The sequence below is a fragment of the Bradyrhizobium sp. GW821-FHT12B03 genome (assembly GCF_058807535.1).
The window spans coordinates 44292-66883 of sequence record NZ_JBXAQU010000014.1 but is presented as its reverse complement, the minus strand read 5'-3'; the positions used below and the strand labels follow the sequence as shown (position 1 = coordinate 66883).

Below are 22592 nucleotides of genomic sequence, written 5' to 3'. Positions count from 1 at the left end.
TATGATGTTTATACCAATACATCATACTGTCGGGCAATAGCCGGGTTACGCTCGGAGGCGGCGGCCGGCCGCCCACGCTCGCAAAATCGATACGAAAGGCTGCCGATCTCCTCGGTCAGGCGCTCATCCGCTCCGACGTGAAGCGGGTGCAGTGGCATCAATGGTTCACCGCGAATGAGTTGGAAGCACCTGCGCTTCACGGCATGAGATTCGACCGGAGCTTTCTGGCGACTGCGACGGCTGCGGAAGGATTGGGCGCGGCCCTGACATCAACGCTTCTGGCCGAACGCAAACTGGCGAGCGGACGATTGGTCGCTCCGCTGGCAGGATGCGTCAACGATATCCACTACCTCGGTGACCGCCTGATCTACCCGCGCGCCAGGCGTTCAGCGATCGCGGTACGCGCGAGCCGTCTCTGACAGCTAAACTCCCCTCACCGCAGAACGACCGTTTGAAAAATCAGCTGCTCAAACGGTTCTGCTAGGTAGCCTCTGAAATGGTGGGCGCACCAGGGCTCGAACCTGGGACCCGCTGATTAAGAGTCAGCGCTGGCCTCAGAACAATCAATGACTGACTGGTCGCACTCGCGGACTTATCCGGCCGAAGATCGGCAATCGTCGCACGATCACAGGGCTTGGTCGCGCCGCGCCCAAGCTCCGAGATCAGATCGTCTTGTTGTATGTGCTGCCGGTCATGACATAGGGCCAAAGGCCGCCCGACAAGTCGTCCAGGGAGCTGTCGCTGAGCGAATCCTTTTGAGATGAGATCGGGGACGGCTTGTTCTGGCCATTATCCCCGAGGCTGTCGCGAGCTTCTGCCCGCGACTTCGAATGGGCATCCTGCTTGCTGGTCATTTCAAATGCACTTTCATCAATGTTGATTGGTCAATTCCGAAGTTGCAACTTTCCGCCAAGGTCAATTCGTTATCATTTCACGAGGCAGGGAAAATGGTTCGCTGCCTCGTTGTTTGTTTCGCCAAAGGTCCAAGCCGTCGTGCAACGGTAATTTTTCGGCTAACCGCCCGGGCCTGTGCAGATCTGGCTCAAATAATATTGGGGCCAAGCGCCGCCCGACACGTCGTCCAGGGAGCTGTCGCCGAGTGAATCCTTTTCAGACCTCGAGATTTGGGATGCTTGCTTGTGAGCGGCGCCCTCTCCGCTCTCGAGAGGCTCGGCTTGCGCCTTCGAATTCGTGTCCTGCTTGGTCATGTTCAATCTCCACTTTCAATTTTTCATAAGATCAAACTCTGTTGAATATCAGGGGCGTGGGAAAACGGTTTACCGACGTTGCCCCTTGGTTCATCCGCTTGAGCGGGAAAGGTACCGCTGAATTCATTTACAAGCGATACGGCAGATGCCGTATTTCCTCGTCGGCAAGACGGAAAGGTCGCACCATCTCCCTGTGACCTCATTCCCAGCCTGTCTCCGTATTCCCAACTATCGCGTCATCAGCCTTCCGCCGTTGACCAGCACCGCGCCGGTAATCTCTTCAAGGGTCTCGTCGGTGAGTCCCCCGGACACATCCCCACCACGAGCGTCCTCGATATCCATCTCGGTGAATTCGAACCCCTTCGTTTTCGCAAGACCGATGATCTGCCTGGTGTCGCCACCGCGAATGACGGCTTCCACGGATGCATCGCCGGCAACGCTCATCAGAAATTTGGTCCATTGGTCGATTTTCATGATTCTCTCCGTGACTTCCGGTTCAGTTTGACAAGGGCCTGTCTGGTTCTTGTGGGTCCTCCTCCAGCGCACCAAGATTGAATAGTTCTTCCAACGTGGCCGTGGTCGCCTCTCGGCTGACGCCGCACTCCCGATCGAGAAGGGTTCCAATGGCGCCTGCGTTGTGCCTTGCCGAAGCAATCAATTCTCCGAGCCGCGCCATTGACGGCATGTCGGACGTGTCTTCGAAACGTTGTCGCAAGCGCCGTCCGATCAGAGCGAATCCCGTATTGATCGATTCGTATCGCAGATGGTTCGGAAAGCGCAGAACGGGCAAATCGGTTGCTGTCCTCGTCATGTGGCGAGACATCATATCTTCGACGATCCGCGCCACATCGCCGCCCGTCTCGAATCTTGCCTCGTCGTAAACACGGTATCCCATCGGCCAGCGATCATCAGGCGCACACGGGCTGACCAGTCTAATGGTGCGCTCCGCCAGGTTGAACTTGAAGCCAGACTCGCAGGACGGCGTGCTGATCACGGGCCGCTCGGGCTGATACTTGCGATACCTGGCAACGTTGTCACGAGCCCGGCCCGCAAAATTCAAGGATCGAGCGTCCGTTGCTCCCTCGTTACGCAGGCCGAACAGAACGGGAAGTGTCTCCTCCGGCGAGAAGACGGCGTGAATCTTCGCGAGTGCGCCAACGCTCAGGACCGAAAAGCGCACCCGATAGGCCGGTGAGATCGCGAGCAGGCGCCGGGTGCGCTCGACATCTCGCGTTGGAATGGCCGTGCTCGTGAATGGCACGTCGCCAAAGGCAGAGACGAAATCGTCAACGAAGCGTTCGTAGTCGGGATTGTCGAAGGGATCCGTACCGCTATAGCAGATGGTCCTGCGGGCCGCAGGGCCGCTCACCCCACCGATCACTTCAAGGATTTCGCGCCAAAGCCGGGAATGCTCCGGCGTATAACGAAATACATCGTCGAGCTTGGGCGGCGATAGTGAGCAAAACCAGCATCCGACGGAGCAACCGCGCGATAGCTCGAAGCTGGCAGGAATATGCGGATTGGGCGTAAGTGACACGCCGATCTCCAAGTTCGCCCGATAAATCTGGCGCTGACGCCAGCGAGCGAAGCGGGGATCGGCCGGCCGGCTCGCCGCGGTTGCGTCAAGGAGATGTTTGGTCCCTCGCCTTTGGAAGTCGCGGTAGCGAACCCAAACGGGCGGAGACTTGGATTCATCGTCGCCGGAATGCTCCGGGTCCCATATTGGGCGCACGAGTTCGGGATCGACCCGCAAACCGAATGTCGCGGCGACCCGATCCGGGTCCCGGATAAAGGCGGATCGGAACGCCGGGTCCGCATGCCACCGTTCCTCGAAACGCTTGATATCGCTGAACGGCGTGACGTCATCTGCTGCGGGAGGCTGCAGGCCGGCCAGTTCAAACAGACGCAGGGTCGGCTCGGACGATTCATCTGCCGCCTGAAAGTCATTTCGGATCAATGCGGTCGAAGATTTCATGAATGTCGTCAGCCGATAAGGAAATTCCGGACGGCGTTCAAATTGCCCGCCCAAAATGTAAAGCTACCGCTGGATTCATGTACAAGCGATACGGCAGATGCCGTATTTCATCGTCGGTCACGAGGAGGTGTCGAAAGGCCCTGCCGCCGACCTCAGGATCTGGCGCCTTTCATCGCGACCTGCTCGACAAGCTTGAGCAGACGGTCGAATCGCTCGCCCGCGACCCAAACCTGATCGAGTACGGCAGGATCAAGCTCGTCCTTCAAGCGCGTCGTCTCGTCACCGAGACCGCTGTCCTGCTCGCCGTAGGCAATCCGGCGCTCAGTGGCACGCAGGCGGTCGGACAGCAGGATAGCGAGGGCGCGATAAAAGCGGCTGGCAAAGGCGTGATCGCCCGCAAGCTTTCGCAGCAGGATCTGCTTGTCCAGAAACAGGGCGACGGAATCGAGCTTCGCGGCCACCGTGGCCGAAGGCGGCGCAGAATCGACCAGCGACATTTCGCCGATGAAGTCCCCGGCCTCGAGCTGGGCGATCTCGCCGGCGCCCGACACGCTCACGCCCATCCGCCCTTGCAAGAGCAGCACGATCGCATCGATGGGCACGCCTTCCTGGATCAGGACCTCCTGTCGCCCAATTCCGCGGCGGATGCCGGCACGGACCATCCAGTCGATATCGGCATCATTCAGCACACCGAATATGAAGAGGACCTTGCGCATGTCGGCGCCCCCTAGATCAGTTGACGTTCGGCGAAATCGGTAAAGAGGCCTCGCTGGGTCATCAGCTCGGCATAGGTGCCGGTCTGCACGATCTTCCCGGCGTCCAGGACGACGATACGGTCCGCCGATTGAACGGTGCTGAGCCGGTGCGCGATGACAATTCGGGTCAGGTTGAGCCGAGAGATTGAATCGCTGACCACCGCCTGGGTCCGGTTGTCGAGCGCACTCGTGGCCTCATCCATCAAGAGCAGCCGCGGCCGGTGCGCCAGCGACCGCGCGATCAAGAGGCGCTGACGCTGCCCGCCCGAGAGCGTGCTCACGCCTTCCGCGACCAGCGTTTGCATGCCCATGGGCATGGCCTCGATGTCGCGGTCGAGGCCCGCCAGCCGGGCAATCTCCCAAGCACGATCGAGCGACAGCTGGGCCGCGCCGCAGATGTTGTCATAGATGCTGCCGGAGGCGAGCCTGGAATTCTGCAACACGACGCCGACTTGACGGCGCAAAGATCCAATGTCGATGGTCTCGAGCGACTTGCCGTCGACAAAGATCACACCGGACTCGGGCTTCTCGAACCCGAGCAGCAGACGGACAAGCGTGGACTTTCCGCTTCCCGACGGACCGACGATGGCGAGGTATTCGCCCTTGCCGACGCTCAGGCTGACGTCGTCGAGAATCCGCGGCCCGTCTCCGCCATAACGGAACGACACCCTGGCAAATTCGATCGTACCGCTGATGTCGCCGACCGACTTGCGGTCATCGCCGATTTCAGTCGCCGTCGCGATGATGGGCCTCAGCCGCTCGATCCTCGGGATTGCGACGAGCAATTCCCCGGCGGCCTGCGCCCACTCGCCGACCGCGGCGAGCGACAGCCCGAACGCCGCATAGAATGCGAGGAAGGTGCCAAGCGGCTGGCGCGCGCCGGGTCCATTCTGGGTCAGCGCAAAGACGAGCAGCGTCGCTGTCGCCGGGAGTGCCGCCTCAAGACTCTTTTGGAGATTTCCCGCGCGCTGCGACGCGACCCAATTCCGCTTCTGCTCCGCAAAACGTTCGACCCAGATTGCCAGCGCGTGCGTGGTTGCATTGGCAATCCGCAGTTTGCCGACCCCGGTGAGGAATTGCAGGACGAGCCCCTCCAGCCGGCCCTGCTGGCAAAGGCTCTGCCGCTCGTGCCGCAGCCGGGCCAGGCTGATCGTCACTACCATTGCAACGCGCAGCACGGCGAGCGCGACGGCCAGCATGCCGAGCCTGACATCGAGGTACAGCATCACGGAAAAACTGAAGAGGCACGACACCAGGGCAAGGAAGCCGCGAACGGCACGCCCCGTGATGATGGTGCGCACGGCCTCGACGCCCAACGCGCGGTCCGCGAGGTCGCCGACGGAGCAGCTGCGAAAGAACGATGCCGGCATCCGCAGAAGCCGGTCGACGACGGCTGCCTGCAACACCCAGTCCAGCCGGCTCTCGAGCCGGAGCATGGCGATGCCCTGCATGATCTGAAATCCGCCGGCGACCAGCGTGACGACGGCGAGCGCGGCGGCGCAGATCAGGAGCTGATCGGCTTCCGCGCGCGGCAGGACGGAATCGATCAGCAGCTTGATAACCAGGGGCGTTGTCAGCGCGAGAAGGCCAAGGCACAGCGCAGCCAGCATGATTCGCAGGACATCGGCGCGAACGATCGCGGCGCCGAACTTCAGGAGATCGCGCACCCGCAGAGCCGGCGCCGGCAGTGCACGATAGAACATCACGGCCTCCGGAGCCAGCTCCGAGGCCGTTGCCCGCGTCAGTTCGCAGGCAACGCCAGCGCCGGGATCGACGATGGTGTGTCGACCGCCCGCCCCCGGCAGAACCGCGACGGGCCGGCGGTCTTCGCCGCGAAACGCGACGAACGGACCGACACCGTTGATCCGCCAGTCCGCGCGCAGAAGCAGGCGCCTGCTGCGCACGCGCGACGCCTGAGCAATGATCATTGCGTTCGCGAGATCGTCGTCGCCGGACAGCAGACTTACGGGCGCCTGAAGCGCAATGCCCATGGCCGCCCCGACTTCCCGGCAGGCGGCAATCAGAGCGTTGGCACCGTCCGCGGCAGGCAGCGACGGTCCGGGCTCGGCAGCGATGATGCCGGCGAGACGACCGACGATGCTGCGGGTCCGCAACTTGTTGAGACCAGAGCGCCGGCGCAGACGGTCGGCCTCCGCGAAAACCTCCTGCTCGATCCCGCGATACAAGCTCTCCATGACGCGTGCGTGGAATCGGTCGAGCGCGGCCCAGATCTCGGCGAGCGCGAAATCCGAGCTCTCTCCGACCTTCAGCGTCGCATCCTCGCCGGCGACGAGCCACGTTCCCGGCGGGGCCGGCAAGGGACACTCCGCGGATCCGCAGACCTCCGGCATCTCCATCACGGTGACGGACCCGTGCTCGATCCCGATCCAGCCGACCTGCCGGCCTGGCAACCGGAGAACGTCGCCGGATGCCAGCGTGTATCGCGACCCGATTGCGGCCTGTTGCACGATCGCGCCTTGCGCAGGGGTCGCGACGATGCCGGCCACCAGCCCTGTCCATGCGTCGATCCGGTCCCTATCGGCATAATGGCCGCGATCGCCGATCACGACCTTCGTCTCGAGACCGCCGACCGCAATGACGGTCATCGAATTCCCGCTTCCGTCGCTGATCCCAGGCAGGCCGAGCACGACGCCGCCCTGCTCGACCCGAAACATATGATGTCGCCGGCTCGGCCCGCCGTCCGTGCTCTCCTTGACCGCAAACAGGTCGACATAGCCGCGCACGACGTCCAGGACGAGATCGATATCGTCGATCGGCAACGGTCGATGGCTCTCGAGTGCGATCGGAGCAGCCGCCACGTCCGCGTGCCGGGGCGGCGTTTCGAGCGACGGCGGCTGGTAAGCGCTGCTCATTCGGCCGACACCAGCTGGACATATTCGCCGCCTTCGGCGAGCAGCTCCTGATGCGTCCCGCGCTGCACGACCCGCCCGTTGCTCATCACCAGAATTTCGTCACAGTCGCGGATGGTACTGAGCCGGTGCGCGACGATGATGCAGGTGCACCCCCTGCGGCGGAGATTATCGTCGATTGCCTTTTCGACGAGCGGGTCCAGCGCCGAGGTGGCCTCGTCGAGGACGACCACGGAAGGATTGCCCGCCAGCGCCCGCGCGATCTCGAGCCGCTGTCGCTGGCCGCCGCTGAAATTCCTGCCGTCCTCGGCTACGTCGCAATCGTAATTGCCGGCGCGGACGGCGACCTCGTCCTGGATCTGCGCATCCTTGAGCGCCCGGGACACGCTGGCTTCGGGCACGGTATCGTCCCAGAGCGTGAGGTTATCACGAGCGGTACCTTCAAACAGCAGGATGTCCTGATCGATATAGGCAACCGAGTTGGTGAATATCTCCTGGGGGATCTCGGCCATCGACCAGCCGTCAATGCGGATGTCGCCGGACCACGGCCGGTAGAGACCGCTGATCAGCCGTCCGACCGTGGACTTGCCGCTGCCCGATCCCCCAACCAGGGCGACCCGGCGGCCGGGCTCGACGACCAGCGAGAAATCCTCGATCAGCGGCGGCTCGAGCGCGGAATAGCCGAACGAAATGTCCTTCAACTCGATCCGGCCCGACAGCTTCTCTGCCATGCCCGGGGCCGCGCGCTCGATCGGCACCAGCGGACGGGCCGGATAGTTGAAGACGTCTTCGATCCGGAACAGGTTGGCCTTGATGGCGAGGAAGGCGGTGGTCTGCTGCACCAGCGCGTTGACCGGCTCGACCAGGCTGGCGAGCAGCGCCTGCAAGGCCACCAGCCCGCCGATGGTCAATGCGCCATCGACGATCCGCAAGCCGCCCACCCCCAGCACCATCGCGGTGGTCAGTCCGGTCAGGAAGGTCGGGCAAGCATCGAGAAACGTAGAGTAGACGCCGAGATCGCGCTCGGCATTCAGGACCTTGGCCTGGAAGCCCGCCCAGCGCGCGAAGGCATCGTCTTCCAGACCGCCGGCCTTGATCGTTTCGATCGTGCGGACGATCTCGATGGTACTCCCGTTCAGCTTGGCACGTTCGATCGTCAGCTTGCGGTTGAGATCCTCCCGCTGGCGAGCGACCAGCCTGAGCACGAGGACATTGAGGAGAGCCATGGCGATGCTGATCGCGGCCAGGAGACCGTCATAGAGCGCCATCGCGGCGGCAATGAAGATCACCGAAATCAGGTTCAGCGCATTGGCGGCCACCCCGTTGGAAAGCAGTTGGGCGATCTGTTCACTGGCGGCGATGCGGTTGGCGAGGTCGCCCGAGTGGCGCTGGGTGAAGAACTCCATGGGAAGGGTCAGAACGTGCCACAGCAACTGGCTGACCATCGTCACCGTGAGCTTGGTCTGAATGCGCAGCAGCAGCGATTGCTGAAACGCCGTCATCAGCGCCCGCGCGACGGCGGTGATGGCCATGCCGATCAACAGGGGCGTGAACCAGCCCTCGGCATGTTTTATCAGGACGTCATCGACGAAGATTTTCGTGAAGGCCGGAACCAGGATGGTGGGCACGACAAGCGCCGCGCTGAGCGCAACCAGCAGCAGTACCGCCGACAACGAGTTCGACAGTCGTCGCAGCAGCAGCGGAAGAAACTCCGGCTGGCGCCCGCCCGGCCTGAACTCGGGTCCCGGCTCCATCGCCAGCACCACGCCGGTGAAGGAGGCGTCGAATTCGTCGTGGCCGACCCTGCGGCGCCCGACCGAGGGATCGTTGACATAGGCGTAATGCGAATCCAGCTTTTCCAGCACCACGAAGTGATTGAAGTTCCAGTGGATGATGGACGGCATCGGCAACACGTGCAGCGTCGCCGGCTCCTTCCTGAAGCCCTTGGCCGTCAGTCCGAACTGTCGCGCGGCCTTCAGCACGTTGCTGGCCTTGCTGCCGTCCCGCGACACGCCGCATGCTTCACGCAGCTTTTCCAGCGGCACCCATAGACCGTGATGCGCCAGGACCATCGCGAGCGAGGCTGCGCCGCACTCCAGCGCTTCCATCTGGAACACCGTGGGAGTGACCCAGCGCCGTCGCATGTGCCTGATCCGGTTGCCGAAGCGATCGAGGAACCCAGGCTGCCGGTCGGCTTGATGCGATGACGCGGACATGAGCTGGCGATCCTAGCCGCCGATCCCGCTCAGCCGCTTCATCAGCGGGATCACGAGATCGATCGGCGGCTGCTCGCGCGTTGTCACTTCGGCCCGGGTCAACGTTCCGCTCGATAGCAGGATTGGCGGCCCCTTGCCGGAGGTCCAGCGATACCCGCTGGCGGTCAAGGGATCGCGCTCCAGGATCACCTTCGCCGCATAGGGTGCGCCATCCTGCGAGAAGCGCTTCACCAACGCATCATTGTGCAGATCCGCCAGCATGCCCTGCGGCGTCACGGGGAAATCCGAAACCGCCATCACCCTGCCGACAATCGCGCCGTATTCCTCCCGCTTGACCGTGGTCGGCTCGACGCGAACCTCCATGCCCGGCCTGATGCTCTTGCCGCGGTCCGGCGGCATGTAGACGGTCGCCTCCAGGACCTGTCCCGCGATTTCGATTTCGACGACCGGAGTCCCCATCGCGAGCACCGCGCCGCTGGACACCTTGACCTCGACGACACGGCCATCGGCGGGGCTGACGATCCGCGATCCTCGCTCCAGGTCGGCGGCAAGCTGCTCGACCGCCCGCCTTGCATCGTTGCTCTTGAATTCCGACTGCAGCCGATCGCGCTCACGCTGGCTCTGCAGGTCCAGCCGCTGCGCATTGAGCTTGAGAATATCGTTCTTGGCGTCGGTGATGCGCTCCCGGGCATTGTTGAGCTCGACCCGACGGTCCTCGAGATATCTGCGCGTGACGGTTCCGTTTGCCGCGGCAGGCTCGAGCTTGGCCACCTCGTCCGTGAGATAGGCGGTGCGCCGCTCGGCGGCCGCGATCACGTTGGCAAGGCCTGCTTCCTGAGCCGCATAGTTTGCGAGCTTGGCATCGATCTCCCGCGAGATCGCCCCGGTGAGCTCGACATGCTCGCGCTCGCGCTCGCGAAGAACATCCCTCGCCTGCTGAAGCCGCTGCTCGGTCTCGGTCTGCACGACCCGGGCGATCACCTGATCGCGGCGGACCTCGTCGCCGATGCCGACGTCGAGCGAGGCCAGCTTTCCGCCGACCGCGGACACGGCATCGACCAGGCGACCACCGCTGCTCAACAAAATGCCGTCGCCGGAGACGCGGGTCGGAATGCGGCCCAGCACGCTCCAGGTCAACAGCACGGCAAGACCCAGCGCCAGCGTGGCGGCCGCCATCCAGTCAAACGGGCGCGTGACGCCGACGACATGGTCGAGTTGCTCAGGATTCGAAAGCCGCTCGATGGCCGCTCGCCGAAAGATGCGCTCCGTACCTCGCTTCATGGCAGCCCCCGCTGTCTTGTACGTTCGATTTGGCAGGATTGCTGCCGCTTGTTCAAGCCAATCGTCTGCCAACGCGACAAAGATTTTCCGCCCCGAGCGCGATGTAACCGCCTCGAGACCGTCTCGAGCTGGGCGGCACCAAGCTCACCGTTCGCAGAGCGATCCCCTGCTGCTCGTGCCGATGATTTGGTGTCCTCGTCCATGTTCGTCTTCCGCAGGCTGACTTAAGTGGAAGCAGACGCTGCGTCGTCAGGTACTCCTAGACGGAAAAGCTGGTTCAGCGTGCTGTAGACTGCCTCCGACGTCGCTTTGCAGTCATAGGCAACCTCAGCTGCCAAGCGTTCGGCGTCATGTCGGCCCATGGTGACCAGTTCACCGAGCTTCCGGAAGAACGGCCGCGCGTTCGAATTGTTGAAGCGTTGCGTCAGATGCGGTCCGACAAGCTTGAAACCTTCTGCCGTTGGCTCGAATCGTAGCATGTGATGCCAAGCCACGGGCGCGTCGCGTGGCAGTTCGGTCGGCATGTACTCTGAAATCATGTCGAGCATGATCCGGCGCGCGTCCTCGACATCCGTAAAATTGCGTTCGGCATAGACCCGGTGACCATTCGGCCACCGCTCGTCGGGCGCGCAGGGACTGGACAGACGGATTACCCGATCAGGCAGATTGAACTTGAAGCCGGTCTCGCAGGAAGGGGTTGATATTAGCGGATCGCCGGGGACATGCTTTCGATACATGTCCACACGCTCACGGGCTCGTCCGGCGAAGTGGATTTGCCTTGCCGAGAGAGATCCAGCATTGCGGGGATCGACTCTGACGTAGAGCATCTCCTCAGGCGTAAACGCCGCATGGATTTTATCAAGCATACCGACACTTAGGACGGAAAACCGCAATTGAGAGGGTTCTGAGCGGGCCATAAGGCGTCGCGTACGCTCAACGTCCCTCACGGCGAGGGCAGTACTCGTATACGGAAGCGTTCCGTAGGCCAACGCAAAGTCGTCGGCGAATCTCTCGTAATCTATGTTGTCGAACGGATCGGTGCCGCTGTAGCAAATGCTCCGGGACGCTGCCGGTCCTAGAATGTCCGACAGGGCATCCAGAATTCCGCGCCACAGCCGCGCATTTTCAGTTGTATACCGGAACACGTCCCCAAGTCTCGGCGGGTTCGCGCTGCAGAACCAGCAGCCGACCGAACATCCCCGAGACAATTCCAGACTCGCCGCGATATGAGGGTTCGCAACCATCGAAACGCCAGCCTCGAGACCAACGCGATAAACCTGTCGTTTGCGCCAGCTTTCGAACCGCTCGTCCTTCGCAACACCCCTTTGTTCTTCGTATTTCGCAACGAGAGAGTCACGTTCGAAGGCATAGAACCGCTGAAGGGCTGGAGAAACTTTCGCTTGATCGGGGTACAACTCACAATTGTCCCATATGGGACGCACGATCTCTGAACCAACTCTTAGCCTGGCCTTTCGTCCCACTTTTTCCGGATCGCGCGGATAAGTGTCGCGGAAATCCTTGTCGGCCCGCCATCGTTCAACGAACCGTTTGATGTCGGCCATCAACTGCATGTCTTCCGAAAGAAGACGGTCCCACTTGGGAAACGCAGTCGATGCCTTCACGCAACTCCCTCGCTCGGCTGTCCCGGGGCCCCCGGTTACGGCTTAAACCTGGAGGGAAAGGACGCGGGAGCGAAGCCTACCCCGGCAACGCCACCGGATACTTGATCCAGCATCCTGTCGCTGAGCTCCTGGATTCGACCGTCCGCAAGATCCTGCTCCGTAAACTCGCACCCCTTCGACCTTGCGAGTGACAATATCTGTGAAATATCTCCGCCGCGGATGACATCCTCGGCGTGCTCGTCCAGAGAAATGCTCTCTACAAACCTGGTCCACTCGTCGATTGTCATACCGCTTCCCTCCTCTCATGCGAATGTCCGAGACGAAATTCGCCCGATGACCAGGCTCCATATCATGGTCTCCGTCGCCGGGGGGATACGGCAGATGCCGTATTTCGTCGCCGGTCAGATCACCAGGCAAAGGCCCGAAAACAGCAACAAGCCCAGGACAATTCGCTTGAAGGCCAGTTCGTTTATCCGTCCGAACAGGAAGATGCCTCCGGCCGTTCCAGCAGCCAAGGCGGGCAGAGAAATGCCAAAATCGATCAAGACCTTTGACGAGATATTGTGGTGCGCAAGCATGAGAGCGAGCGCGAACAACTGCATGATTCCTATGTAAGGTTGGACCACGCCGCGCTGCTGGTTTTTCGGAAGACCATGGATGTCGCACCAGATCGCAGGAAGTGCGCCGGGCATGGCTGTCAACCCGCCGACCAGTCCCCCACCAAACCCTACCAGCGCATTCCTGATTTGGCTCTCCATCTGGCGCAAATAGGCAGGTGTCGACCGGAACAGGGCATACGTCGCGTAGAGCGATACGAGGGACCCGAAACCCAGCCTGAAGGTCACGGTGTCCACATTCTGCAGGAGATAGAGCGCGATCGGAATGCCCAACAGTCCGCCAGCGATGAAAACGAGGCTGGCTTTCCACTGCATGCTCTTGCGCAGCGCAAACAGATTGGCGCCTTGGACAGTGATGCTGCAAGCCATCATCAATGGCACGGCTTCCATGGGCGGAAGAAAGTGCAGCAGAACGGCGCCGGCGACCGCCGAGAACGCGAACCCGGAAAGGCCGGACACGAACGCGCCCGCAAAGACCGCGCCGCTTAGTGCCAGATAAATCACTGTGTCTGACATGGCATCGCATCGCCTGGAACGGTGATCGTCGCCGTCGTGGAACGGCGTGAGATCGTCCGGACTCGCTCAAATGGCACGCAACCGATCCATCTAGTCGCCCTGGATCGCCGCTGCCGCCGTTTCGATCGGCCGGATGCTCGCCGCGTGGTGCAGCGAGTACCCTGCCGCAACGTGCAAAATGCCGAAGCCAGCCAGGACTGCGATTGTCCACGCCTTGAGACGCGGCGATGGACGTCGGGCATGGAAGCCGTTGGCAATTGCCGCATCCGAACTGCGCCTTGCACGCGCTCGAAAATTCAGCGATGCGCAGTCCCCCACGATCAGATGTCGGTATTGGCGTAGTACATGCTTCGCCTGATAGCGCCGCGATTCGCGGAGGGGGGCGAGGAAATTCTTGAGAACACTTCGCATCTTGCTACCGTAAATTGATATTGAGGAGAACCTGGTTCCACTGTCTGTCAATCGAAGAATCGCGCCGTACATGACACATCGCCTGCTTCTCGTAGTGGAAGCGTCATGCCGCAAATTCAAAATCGACTGTCGCCGCTGGGTGGAATGGCACCGATAAACCCAGCGACGAGCGGCGAAGACGTGACTTAGATACCGTTGGATCAACGCGGGAGCGATACGGCAGATGTCGTATTTCGTCGCCGGCAAGGGGCTAAGTCGATAGCCGTGCACAATCTCCGGTCGTGGCGCGCAGGAGTTCGGCGGCGCAACACGTTCTCGGCCATCGGCGGGCTGATGGCCAATCTGAGAACGCGATCATTCCGTCAGCTATCGATCGGGGCCTTGCCACCAACGCAGGCCGCAACGATCACGTCGTGCAGTTCCTCGCCGCTGATCGGCTTGTGCAGGATGCGATAACCGCTGGCGGTCGCTTCCTTGATGCGCGACGGCGACGTATCGCCGGTCACGATAAGGGCCGGGACCGCGCGGCCGATATGGGCGCAAAGAGCCTCGATTGCGTCCAGGCCCGTGGCACCGTCTTCGAGGCGATAGTCAGCGATGATGAGGTCGACCGGGGCATCGCCGACCACCCTCGCCTCGGCATGAATTCGCTGCACCTCGGCGGCCGATTGGCCGGCATACACGCGATGTCCCTGCAACGTGAGCAGCTGCACCATTGTTTCGCGAACATCCTGCTCGTCTTCGACGACCATGATGCTGACGGCGATGCCCGCGGGTGACACCCTCGCATCGGACAAGGGAGTCGACATCGCACTGGCTATCGGAGCTGTGATGGAAAACATCGAGCCGCGCCCCATGACGGAAACCAGCTTCAGCGGATGTTCCAGCAGCGCGGCGGTGCGGCGAACGATGGCGAGGCCAAGGCCAAGGCCTTGCGTGCGATCTCGCGCCGGGTTCTGCAACTGCACGAACTCCTCGAAGACCATCGCGTGCTGATCTGCGGGGATGCCGGGCCCGGTGTCCCAGACCTGGATTTCCACCGAAGCGCCGCGCCTGCGGCAGCCGAGCAGAACGCCACCGGTTCTCGTGTATCGAAAGGCGTTCGACAGCAGATTGCCCAGGATCCGTTTCAGCATCATGGGATCGCTGTCCACGTGAAGCCGGCTTTCAACGACACGCCAATCAAGGCCGCGATCATTCGCAGTCGGCGCGAATTCGTTGCTGAGCTGGTTGAAAAGCTGGGACAGATTCACCGTCTCCCTCTCAACGGTGACGACGCCGGCATCAAGCCGGGAGATGTCGAGCAGTCCGTTCAGAAGGGCGCTGAGGTTGCCGACGATGGATTTCGCCTTGCCGGCCAAGTCGCGCGCATCGCCGGATTGGACGGCGCCACGGCGACTCAGCGTCGCGAGCGTGGTAATCAGCAGACTCAGGGCGTGGATCGGCTGGCGCAGGTCATGACTGGCGGCCGCGAGGAAACGTGTTTTCGCATGATCGGCGGCTTGCGCGCGGTCGCGTTCTTGCTCCAGGTGGCCAACCAGCTCGACATTTTCCAAGCGCAACCTGATGGTCTCACGCAGCATGCGGTGCGTTGTGCGGCAGTAATAGAGGTTGATGGTCACGAGTCCCGTAAGCAGGGCGAGATATGCGCCGGAGGTATCACCTCCATTGATAAAGGCGCGTACCATGACCGGCAGCACCGTTGCGATGATCGAGCCGACCAGAGCCGGCGGAAAGGCCGAGAGCGACGGAACCGTGCCGCAGACCAGACCGGTCAGGGCAACAATGGTGAATAGGAAAGCAACGGGGTGTTCAGGAACGAAGCCGACCCAGCCGAGCATTCCCCACAGCAGTCCTGACACGCACGAAAACGCAGCCGCGAGCCACGCCCATCGCAACACAGACGCCGGTTCTCGATTCCGGCTGAAGAACCGGCGCGCCGCCAGGACGCGCATGGCGGTGAGCAGATACAGCGCACCGAGCCATCCGACCAACCAGCTCGGCGGCACAGTGCTCCTCAGTACGTATGCCGCCGCCAGGGAGATCAGGACGTTGGAAGCCACTACTCCATAGGAATTGCGATACAGGAGCTCGACGAGCGCCTCGCGTATCTTGTCTTCTTGCATCGGAAACCTCTCCGTGCGTCGGCTTCGTTTGCGAATTGCCGTGAGCTAACCTGCTGGAAGGCCGAGGCGAACCGCGTAGGCTGTCAATTCCGCACCACTGTGAAGATCGAGCTTCCGCATCAGATTCTCGCGATGTTTCCGGGCAGTAAGCACACTAATACCGAGACGGTTGGCGATGTCGCGGTTGGTGGCGCCGTGAGGGATCATCGCCAGGATTTGCCGCTCGCGCCTTGTCAGCGCAACCGAAGATATGATCGCTGCCGAGGGCTCCGGGATTTCGCTCGGGCCGTCATGGCGCTCGACTGCAAAGCGAACCTCCTGCGCCACATAGGTGTTGCCTTTCCTGACGGCATCGATCGCAGCGATGAGTTCGGATGGATCGCCACTTTTGGTCAAATAGCCGCTCGCGCCTGCGGAAAAAGCCGCCCGAACGGAACGTGGCTCGACATTGGCGGTGAGAACGAGAACCCGTAGCTCCGGCCAAGCGGTTCTCAGGTGAGCTATGAATTGAAAGCCGCTCACACCGGGCATGCCGAGATCGAGGACGAGAAGATCGGCCGAGTTTTCGTTCAGCAGGCGCTGAACGGCCTCTGCGTCCGCCGCTTCCCCACTGACAATCAGTCCGTCCACGGTCGACAGAAGCTGCTTCAGACCTTCCCGCATAATTGCGTGATCGTCAGCAATGATCGTCCGCACCGGTCCGCACCTGTGTTGCCCGCCAGTAACGGTAAGGTATCAATCAACTCCAATCAAGATTGGGAGCCGCAAATCCTTTGCCGGCTGAGGTCGCCTAGGCAGTTTGCAGTGGTCGTGCCAGTTGCCGTGTTGGACGGCTGGCGGCGAGTGGACGCTGATCCCGATCGATTCACCGCGTTTCGGCCTTTTCAAGAGCGGCTCTTGACCACCTCCGGTTGTCCGCGCCGTGCGAGGCGTGGTTGCCTGACTACGCGGCGGAGCTGCAGCTTCGCAGCACAAGGGCCCGGCAATGCGTCATGACCGCAATGGTTGTAACGCCGGCCACCACGACTGCGCCAGGGCGACGCGCCAGCGCAACGTGCCGGGCTCAGGTCCGTGCATCCGCTTCCATCGAACCGCGGCGCCCTTCGCATCATGGCGGCAGACTGTCCGCTTTGCCCGCCCCCGATATCCTATTCTACGACGGGCAGGCAATTGACCTGTATCATCGGGGGCTGCGCGCTGTATCAAACGGATGGATGAAGATACAAGGAAATCGCACGACGGGCTGGCCGCACGACATCCGCCCCCCATAAGCGACGCGCGAGACGCGTCTTTGTTCGGATGCCGGAAATGAAAAAAGCTCTGGATCAGCAGGAGCTTGAAATGGTGGGCGCACCAGGGCTCGAACCTGGGACCCGCTGATTAAGAGTCCGCCACGGGTAGAGAACAATCAATGACTTACTGGTCGCACCACTGGGCTTGTCCGATCTAAAATGGGCATTCGTCGCACGATCCTAGTCATTGCACTGTCTGGTGTCTGAATACGCGTTACTCTGAATTTACGGGGTGAAACTGCGGCTAAAAAGCCGTCGATCGATAGGTTCAAATGGGGGGCACAACCCACGGATACGGGCATTCGGTTCAGGTCGCGATCTGAGCTTGGTCGGCGCCATGTCCGTATACTTCCTTCTTTGGACATGCGTGAACGGCCCCGTTTGGTTCAAGCTCGTTTCGACCAATTGTCGATTGCGACTTAGGTGTGGTGTTTCCCAGCGAAGCGGAACGTGACGCCCGTTGCGTGTTCCCGAGCCGCCGGCAGCAACGCCGAACCGTTGGAGCGCCGTTAGCAGCAATCGCACTGTAATCGCAGCAATCGCACTGGAATGACGAGGTGGCAGGTCTGCTAGATCGTTGCGGGTGTCATCCCCAGAGCTCCCAACGTCTCAATTTCCGACCGCCACGCTCGCGGCGATCATCGATGCACTGAAAGCGGTCGGCGGTGATCCGCCAAAGGTACGCACGAGCTTTGCCAAGGGCAGATGCGTGCGCGGCACCTATATCCCGTCAAATCGGGCGGAGGAAATTACGAGATCCCGGAGCTTCACAAAACCATCGCGCGTGCTGGGGCGCTTCTCGATCGGCAGCGGCAATCCCAATGTCGCGGATACCGAGAACCTCGTGCTGCGCGGCTTGAGCCTCAGGCTCGGGGACATTCACCACCGCTCGGACATTCTCGCGCAAAGTGCCCCCGTACATTTTGCGAAAACGCTGGACCAGATGCTGGCTTTCCTCAAGGTGCGCATTCCCGGGCCAGACGGCAGTCCGGATATGGAGAGGGTCAAGGCATTCTCCGCCGCCAATCCCGAAACGCTGCATCAGGCCAGTTACATCGCCGCGCATCCACTGCCCCGGAGTTTTGCCGGCACGACCTACTGGGGCGTGCATTCGTTTCCTGCGACGAATTCGGCAGACGAGACACGATTCATCAAATTCAAGGTCGCACCCGTCGGCACGGAGGCCACGCTGACGGAGAGCGAAGTCACGGCGAAGTCCGCCAGCTTCCTGCACGACGACCTCCAACATCGGGTTACCAGCGGTGGCGTCCGCTTCAGTGTAATGGCGCTGCTCGATCGTCCCGGCGATCCCACCATGGACGTGACCATCCGATGGCCCGACGAGGACAGTCGCGAAGAGGTTAGGCTCGGAACGATCGTGATCACTGGCCTTGAGCCAGACGAAACGTGCGACGTCTCCGTCTTCGATCCGGCCAATCTCGCCGAAGGCATTGCCCATCCGCCCGACGAGATCTTCGCGGCGCGCAGCGCCGCCTACGCCATCTCGCTGGGGAAGCGTCGTTGACCAGAGGATGCGCGCGCATCCCCAATCACTTGTCGTTTTCCGTGATGTCCAGTGATTCGCGACGCCATGTCGCCGGACTAACGCCGACCTGCACCGAAAACACCTTCGTAAAGTGGCTTTGATTGGCAAATCCGATCGCGATCGCAATTTCGGACAGCGGCAGGTCCCGCACGGTCATCAACTGCATGGCCGCCTTCACGCGCTGGCGCAGCAGCCATTGATGCGGCGGCAAGCCGGTGGAGATACGAAACGCGCGCGAAAAATAACTGACCGAGAGACCGAAATCGGCTGCAACCCGCTGCAACGAAACCGTCCCGCCGAGATCGGAGTCGAGCTTTTCGCAGGCTCGCTTCAACTGCCATGGGGCAAGACCGCCCCTGGGCACTCTGACGCCCCACCTCAGCCCGCCATAGGCCTGTGCGGCATGCGTGGTAAATGCGAGCATCATGTAGTCGATGAAAAGCTGGTTGGTCTCAGCCGGCCGACGCAACGCTTGCAGGAGCGCCCCGCCGATATGACGAATGATCGAATCGTCATGGCCGACGCCGAGCTGAGTGGGGAGCTCACCGACGCGCGGCGCGGCCGACTGCTCAGCGATGCCGTCGAGCGCCGAGCGTGGAAGATAGAAATGAAGGGAGTGGAACGGCTTGTCGATGATGAACCGCGGATCTTTCTTCATGTCGTACAGATATGTTGCACCGGCCCGGATATCGGCCTTGATGGCGCACCCTCGCTCCCAGACCTCGCAATTCGGGTAATCGTTGAGTTTCAGGCTGACAACATAGGCATCCTGAAGGCCCATCGCGCCGGAAGGGCCTGACAGGGGAGCATCGTCCCGGGTCTCGGTGACGGCGATCTCGGCGTTGCGCAGCGAACGCGTGATCAACGACGGCGGTTCATGCTCCAGATGCAAGAACTGCTTCACCGTCTGACCGTAAAAACCCATCGGCTTCATGTGTACCGCCTCCTTGATTGGAGTTGGACCGAGTGACTATTCATGATCGACCAAAAATCGCGACCTCATGAGCATCACGAAGCAACCCTCCCAGGGTAACCCGTATGATCATGTCTCGCCCTCGGAAACTCCCAGTGATTCGCGACGCCAAGTCGCCGGACTAACGCCGACCTGCGCCGAAAACACCTTCGTAAAGTGGCTTTGATTGGCAAAACCGACGGCGATCGCAATTTCGGACAGCGGCAGGTCCCGCACGGTCATCAACTGCATGGCCGCCTTCACACGCTGGCGCAGCAGCCATTGATGCGGCGGCAAGCCGGTGGAGATACGAAACGCGCGCGAAAAATAACTGACCGAGAGACCGAAATCGGCTGCAACCCGCTGCAACGAAACCGTCCCGCCGAGATCGGAGTCGAGCTTTTCGCAGGCTCGCTTCAACTGCCATGGGGCAAGACCGCCGCGAACCGGTCGGGTCATGCCATGCAGCCCGCCATACGCCTGGGCAATGTGCGCAGTGAATGCGAGCATCATATGATCGATGAAGAGCTGGTTGGCCTCGGCCGGCCGACTGAGCCCTTCCAGCAGCGCTGCTCCGATATGACGCATGATCTTGTCATCATGGCCGAAGCCGAACTGACAGGCGAGATCATCAACACGCCGCGCACGTGACTCCCTTGCGATGCCGTCGAGCACCGAACGCGGAAGATAGAACTGGAGGGAATGGAATGGCTTGTCGATAACGAAGCCCGGATCACTCCGGAGGTCGTACAGATACGTCGTGCCTGCCCTAACATCCGTTTTCATCACGCACTTGCCGTGATCCCAGAGCTCGCAGTCCGGATAATTGTGAAGCTTCAGGCTGACAATATAGGCCTCGTCGGCCACCGAGCCGGAACGGCCCGGCACGGGGTTGTCATCGCGGGTTTCGGTAACCGCGAGTTCGATACCGCGCCGTGAGCGCGTGATCAGCGAGGGCGGCGCATCCCTCAAGTGCAACTGCTGCCTGACCCTCTGTCCGAAGGTACCCGCCTGTGCCATATGGGTCGGCCTTGTCTGGAGTTGGGACCCGCCGGGTCACCGAGCCCACGACGCCGAAACCATTATTGGAGATTGACAAGCTGCGGTCCAGCCTTGCTCACGGAATCGACATCTGCGCCAATCGGCTTCGATCAGGTCTCGTCCGAACGATTTTCAGAGCAATTCCAATGAGATTTAGCTCCTTCCAGCCTCGCCCCAGCCGGGCTCTAGTCCGGTTCCATCGTGCGTTTGTGAAATCCCGACGGGGCTTTGTCCGGCGCATGTTCAGGCAGACGCGGCATCGAAACCTGCCTCCACGAGGATTCTGGCAAGCCGCTTGCGCGCGTAAAAGATCCTGCTCTTCACGGTCGCCCGCGGAATGCCGATGATTCCGCTGACCTCGGCGACGGAATTTTCGCGATAGTAGAACAGGTCGATGATTTCCCGATGAGCCGGGGAGAGCTTGTCGATGCATGCGCGCAGGATGCCCTCCGTGTCCTTGCGGTCCAGGGCGACATCCGGCGCATCCCGGGCGTCGACGATTCCACGGGCATCGTCTTGATCGATATTCTCGTGCGTTCGCTCTCGCCACGAGTTGATGGCCTTGAACCGGGCGATCGAGAGCAGCCATGTGGAAACGCGCGCGCGACTCTCGAACAGATTTGCGGTGCGCCACACATCGAGGAACACCTGACTGACGATATCGTCGACGATCGCCGGATTGCGAACCAGGCGTCGAATGAATCGGGACACTCTTTCGCGGTGGCGCGCAAAAATAATGTGCATTGCCGCTTTGTCGCCCATCGCAACGTTCTTGAGCAGCATCTCGTCGCAGGCAGCTTCCTGCACAAAGCGGAGATCGATTGCCTGATCGCGTGACTCGCGTCCTGCAGCCGGCTCCGACTCCCCTGTTTGGAAAACGGCAAAAACCAGTTCCTCATGAGTCACCGCGCTGGAGGATCCTTGCCACGACTTGGGCCCGTTGCCGGCCCTGCACGGGCTCACGCCCTGGCGGGGCGGCGCGTGGCCGGATGAGGAGATTCTCGACCGAGGTCGACGTAACCTTGCAGGTTCCCCTTGTTGCCGCCCTTCGGTGATGGACATCGCCCTCTCCGCTTGTTTTTGACGCGATAGCGGTGAGGATGCGTCGCACGAGGCTGTTCGGGCTATCCTACGAGGGGCTCATGTTTCTAATCCCCTGGTCTAGGATGATCAGCCGTCGGCAGAACATGGGCTGAGCCGCGAGCCCTGCTCCAGTCAACCGTCACTTTCCGAGGCGCCGTGCAGCGCGTTCATCACATGCAGGTGCGCAGGGGCGGCTTGGAGCAGAATCTGACAAAGCAGGCCTGTTTTGGGAAAGACGGTGGTACGGCGCAACCTTAAGACCCGTAAAACCCCGGGTGGCCGTTCCTTGAGACGAGGCTTCAAGACCCTCTGTGAAAGGCACGCCGACAAATCGGGCAGCAGGAAGCGATCAAGGGACCACGCCATGCTCGAGACAATCGCCGGCTCTCGTACCTTACATCGCCAATCTCGCTATCCCATGACCGTTGATGCCGATTCCACAAATCGCCCGCTTGTCGTGATCGTGGACGACGACGAAGAGGTCCGCTTCGCGCTTCGCGAACTGCTCCTGTCTGTTGGACTCGATGCGTGCTGCTTTGGTTCAACGCAGGAGCTGCTGCATGCCGATCTTCCGGAGCGGCCGGGCTGTCTCATCCTCGACGTTCGCATGCCCGGAGCGAGTGGCCTCGATCTCCAGCAGCATCTCGTCGCGAACGGCCACACGCTGCCGATCATTTTCCTGACAGGTCATGGCGACATCGCAATGACGGTGCAGGCGATGAAGGCGGGAGCCATCGACTTCCTGACCAAGCCTGTCAGGGATCAGGCGCTGCTCGATGCGGTCGCCGCGGCGATCGAGAAGGACACCGCGCAACGGGCGGCGGCCCATCACGTCAGGCAACACGTCGACCGCTACGCGACACTGACCCCTCGCGAGCGCGAGGTGTTGCGCGAGGTGGTCAGGGGTCGCCTCAACAAGCAGATTGCATTCGATCTGGGCATCACCGAGATCACGGTCAAGCTGCATCGCGGCAACGCGATGCGCAAACTGCAGGCCGGATCGGTCGGCCAATTGATCCGGATCTGGGAATCGCTGCCTGCCGCACTCCAAGGGAAGCAATCGGCCTACACCAAAGGATAG

The 22592-nt window shown here is 61.5% G+C and carries 19 protein-coding genes and 1 pseudogene; 3 read left to right on the top strand and 17 right to left on the bottom strand.

Features of this window, described 5'->3' with window-relative positions:
* Positions 1–71: 71 nt before the first annotated feature.
* Positions 72–419: pseudogene (locus AC1RUR_RS24760) on the top strand (LysR substrate-binding domain-containing protein); the annotation flags it as partial.
* 243 nt (positions 420–662) lie between these two features.
* On the opposite strand, the gene AC1RUR_RS24755 reads toward AC1RUR_RS24760, so the two are convergent.
* The 14 genes from AC1RUR_RS24755 to AC1RUR_RS24690 form a co-directional block, all read right to left on the bottom strand.
* Positions 663–854, bottom strand: a complete 192-nt coding sequence (locus AC1RUR_RS24755; RefSeq protein ID WP_492848795.1) for a hypothetical protein — start codon at positions 852–854, stop codon at positions 663–665.
* A 159-nt stretch (positions 855–1013) separates the two neighbouring features.
* On the bottom strand, positions 1014–1208 hold the full coding sequence (locus tag AC1RUR_RS24750) for a hypothetical protein (protein WP_492848793.1): 195 nt from the start codon (positions 1206–1208) through the stop codon (positions 1014–1016).
* 228 nt (positions 1209–1436) lie between these two features.
* A complete protein-coding gene (locus AC1RUR_RS24745) occupies positions 1437–1682 on the bottom strand; it encodes a hypothetical protein (RefSeq protein WP_492848791.1) in 246 nt (81 codons plus the stop codon).
* A 22-nt stretch (positions 1683–1704) separates the two neighbouring features.
* Positions 1705–3183, bottom strand: a complete 1479-nt coding sequence (locus tag AC1RUR_RS24740) for a radical SAM family RiPP maturation amino acid epimerase (RefSeq protein ID WP_492848789.1) — start codon at positions 3181–3183, stop codon at positions 1705–1707.
* Between the two features lie 152 nt (positions 3184–3335).
* Entirely contained in the window at positions 3336–3899 is a 564-nt protein-coding gene (locus tag AC1RUR_RS24735) for a cyclic nucleotide-binding domain-containing protein (RefSeq protein ID WP_492848787.1), read from the bottom strand.
* A gap of 11 nt (positions 3900–3910) precedes the next feature.
* A complete protein-coding gene (locus AC1RUR_RS24730; RefSeq protein WP_492848785.1) occupies positions 3911–6811 on the bottom strand; it encodes an NHLP bacteriocin export ABC transporter permease/ATPase subunit in 2901 nt (966 codons plus the stop codon).
* Positions 6808–9024, bottom strand: coding sequence for an NHLP family bacteriocin export ABC transporter peptidase/permease/ATPase subunit (locus AC1RUR_RS24725; RefSeq protein WP_492848783.1), 2217 nt, complete (start codon positions 9022–9024; stop codon positions 6808–6810). The genes AC1RUR_RS24730 and AC1RUR_RS24725 overlap by 4 nt, the downstream gene beginning before the upstream one ends.
* 12 nt (positions 9025–9036) lie before the next feature.
* Complete coding sequence (locus AC1RUR_RS24720) at positions 9037–10305, bottom strand: NHLP bacteriocin system secretion protein (protein ID WP_492848781.1); 1269 nt, start codon at positions 10303–10305, stop codon at positions 9037–9039.
* Between the two features lie 224 nt (positions 10306–10529).
* Complete coding sequence (locus tag AC1RUR_RS24715) at positions 10530–11927, bottom strand: radical SAM family RiPP maturation amino acid epimerase (RefSeq protein WP_492848779.1); 1398 nt, start codon at positions 11925–11927, stop codon at positions 10530–10532.
* A gap of 35 nt (positions 11928–11962) precedes the next feature.
* Positions 11963–12214: a hypothetical protein gene (locus tag AC1RUR_RS24710; RefSeq protein ID WP_492848777.1), complete on the bottom strand. Its 252-nt coding sequence runs from the start codon at positions 12212–12214 to the stop codon at positions 11963–11965.
* A gap of 114 nt (positions 12215–12328) precedes the next feature.
* The gene (locus AC1RUR_RS24705) at positions 12329–13060 is read right to left on the bottom strand and encodes a sulfite exporter TauE/SafE family protein (RefSeq protein ID WP_492848775.1); all 732 of its coding nucleotides are present in this window, start codon (positions 13058–13060) and stop codon (positions 12329–12331) included.
* Positions 13061–13150: 90 nt separating this feature from the next.
* Positions 13151–13543: a hypothetical protein gene (locus AC1RUR_RS24700; protein WP_492848773.1), complete on the bottom strand. Its 393-nt coding sequence runs from the start codon at positions 13541–13543 to the stop codon at positions 13151–13153.
* A 290-nt stretch (positions 13544–13833) separates the two neighbouring features.
* The gene (locus AC1RUR_RS24695; RefSeq protein ID WP_492848771.1) at positions 13834–15597 is read right to left on the bottom strand and encodes a hybrid sensor histidine kinase/response regulator; all 1764 of its coding nucleotides are present in this window, start codon (positions 15595–15597) and stop codon (positions 13834–13836) included.
* A 45-nt stretch (positions 15598–15642) separates the two neighbouring features.
* Positions 15643–16293, bottom strand: a complete 651-nt coding sequence (locus AC1RUR_RS24690; protein WP_492848769.1) for a response regulator — start codon at positions 16291–16293, stop codon at positions 15643–15645.
* Positions 16294–17472: 1179 nt separating this feature from the next.
* On the opposite strand from AC1RUR_RS24690, the gene AC1RUR_RS24685 reads away from it, so the two are divergent.
* Positions 17473–18414, top strand: a complete 942-nt coding sequence (locus tag AC1RUR_RS24685; RefSeq protein ID WP_492848767.1) for a catalase family peroxidase — start codon at positions 17473–17475, stop codon at positions 18412–18414.
* 25 nt (positions 18415–18439) lie between these two features.
* Here the strand turns inward: AC1RUR_RS24685 and AC1RUR_RS24680 are convergent, their stop codons facing one another.
* From AC1RUR_RS24680 to AC1RUR_RS24670, 3 genes are all read right to left on the bottom strand, one after another.
* Positions 18440–19369 carry a helix-turn-helix domain-containing protein gene (locus AC1RUR_RS24680; RefSeq protein WP_492848765.1) on the bottom strand — a complete coding sequence of 310 codons (930 nt, stop codon included), beginning with the start codon at positions 19367–19369 and terminating at the stop codon, positions 18440–18442.
* 108 nt (positions 19370–19477) lie between these two features.
* Complete coding sequence (locus AC1RUR_RS24675) at positions 19478–20407, bottom strand: helix-turn-helix domain-containing protein (protein ID WP_492848763.1); 930 nt, start codon at positions 20405–20407, stop codon at positions 19478–19480.
* Positions 20408–20671: 264 nt separating this feature from the next.
* The gene (locus AC1RUR_RS24670) at positions 20672–21250 is read right to left on the bottom strand and encodes a sigma-70 family RNA polymerase sigma factor (protein WP_492849038.1); all 579 of its coding nucleotides are present in this window, start codon (positions 21248–21250) and stop codon (positions 20672–20674) included.
* A gap of 679 nt (positions 21251–21929) precedes the next feature.
* Between AC1RUR_RS24670 and AC1RUR_RS24665 the strand changes: the two genes are divergently transcribed.
* The gene (locus tag AC1RUR_RS24665) at positions 21930–22592 is read left to right on the top strand and encodes a response regulator transcription factor (RefSeq protein WP_492849036.1); all 663 of its coding nucleotides are present in this window, start codon (positions 21930–21932) and stop codon (positions 22590–22592) included.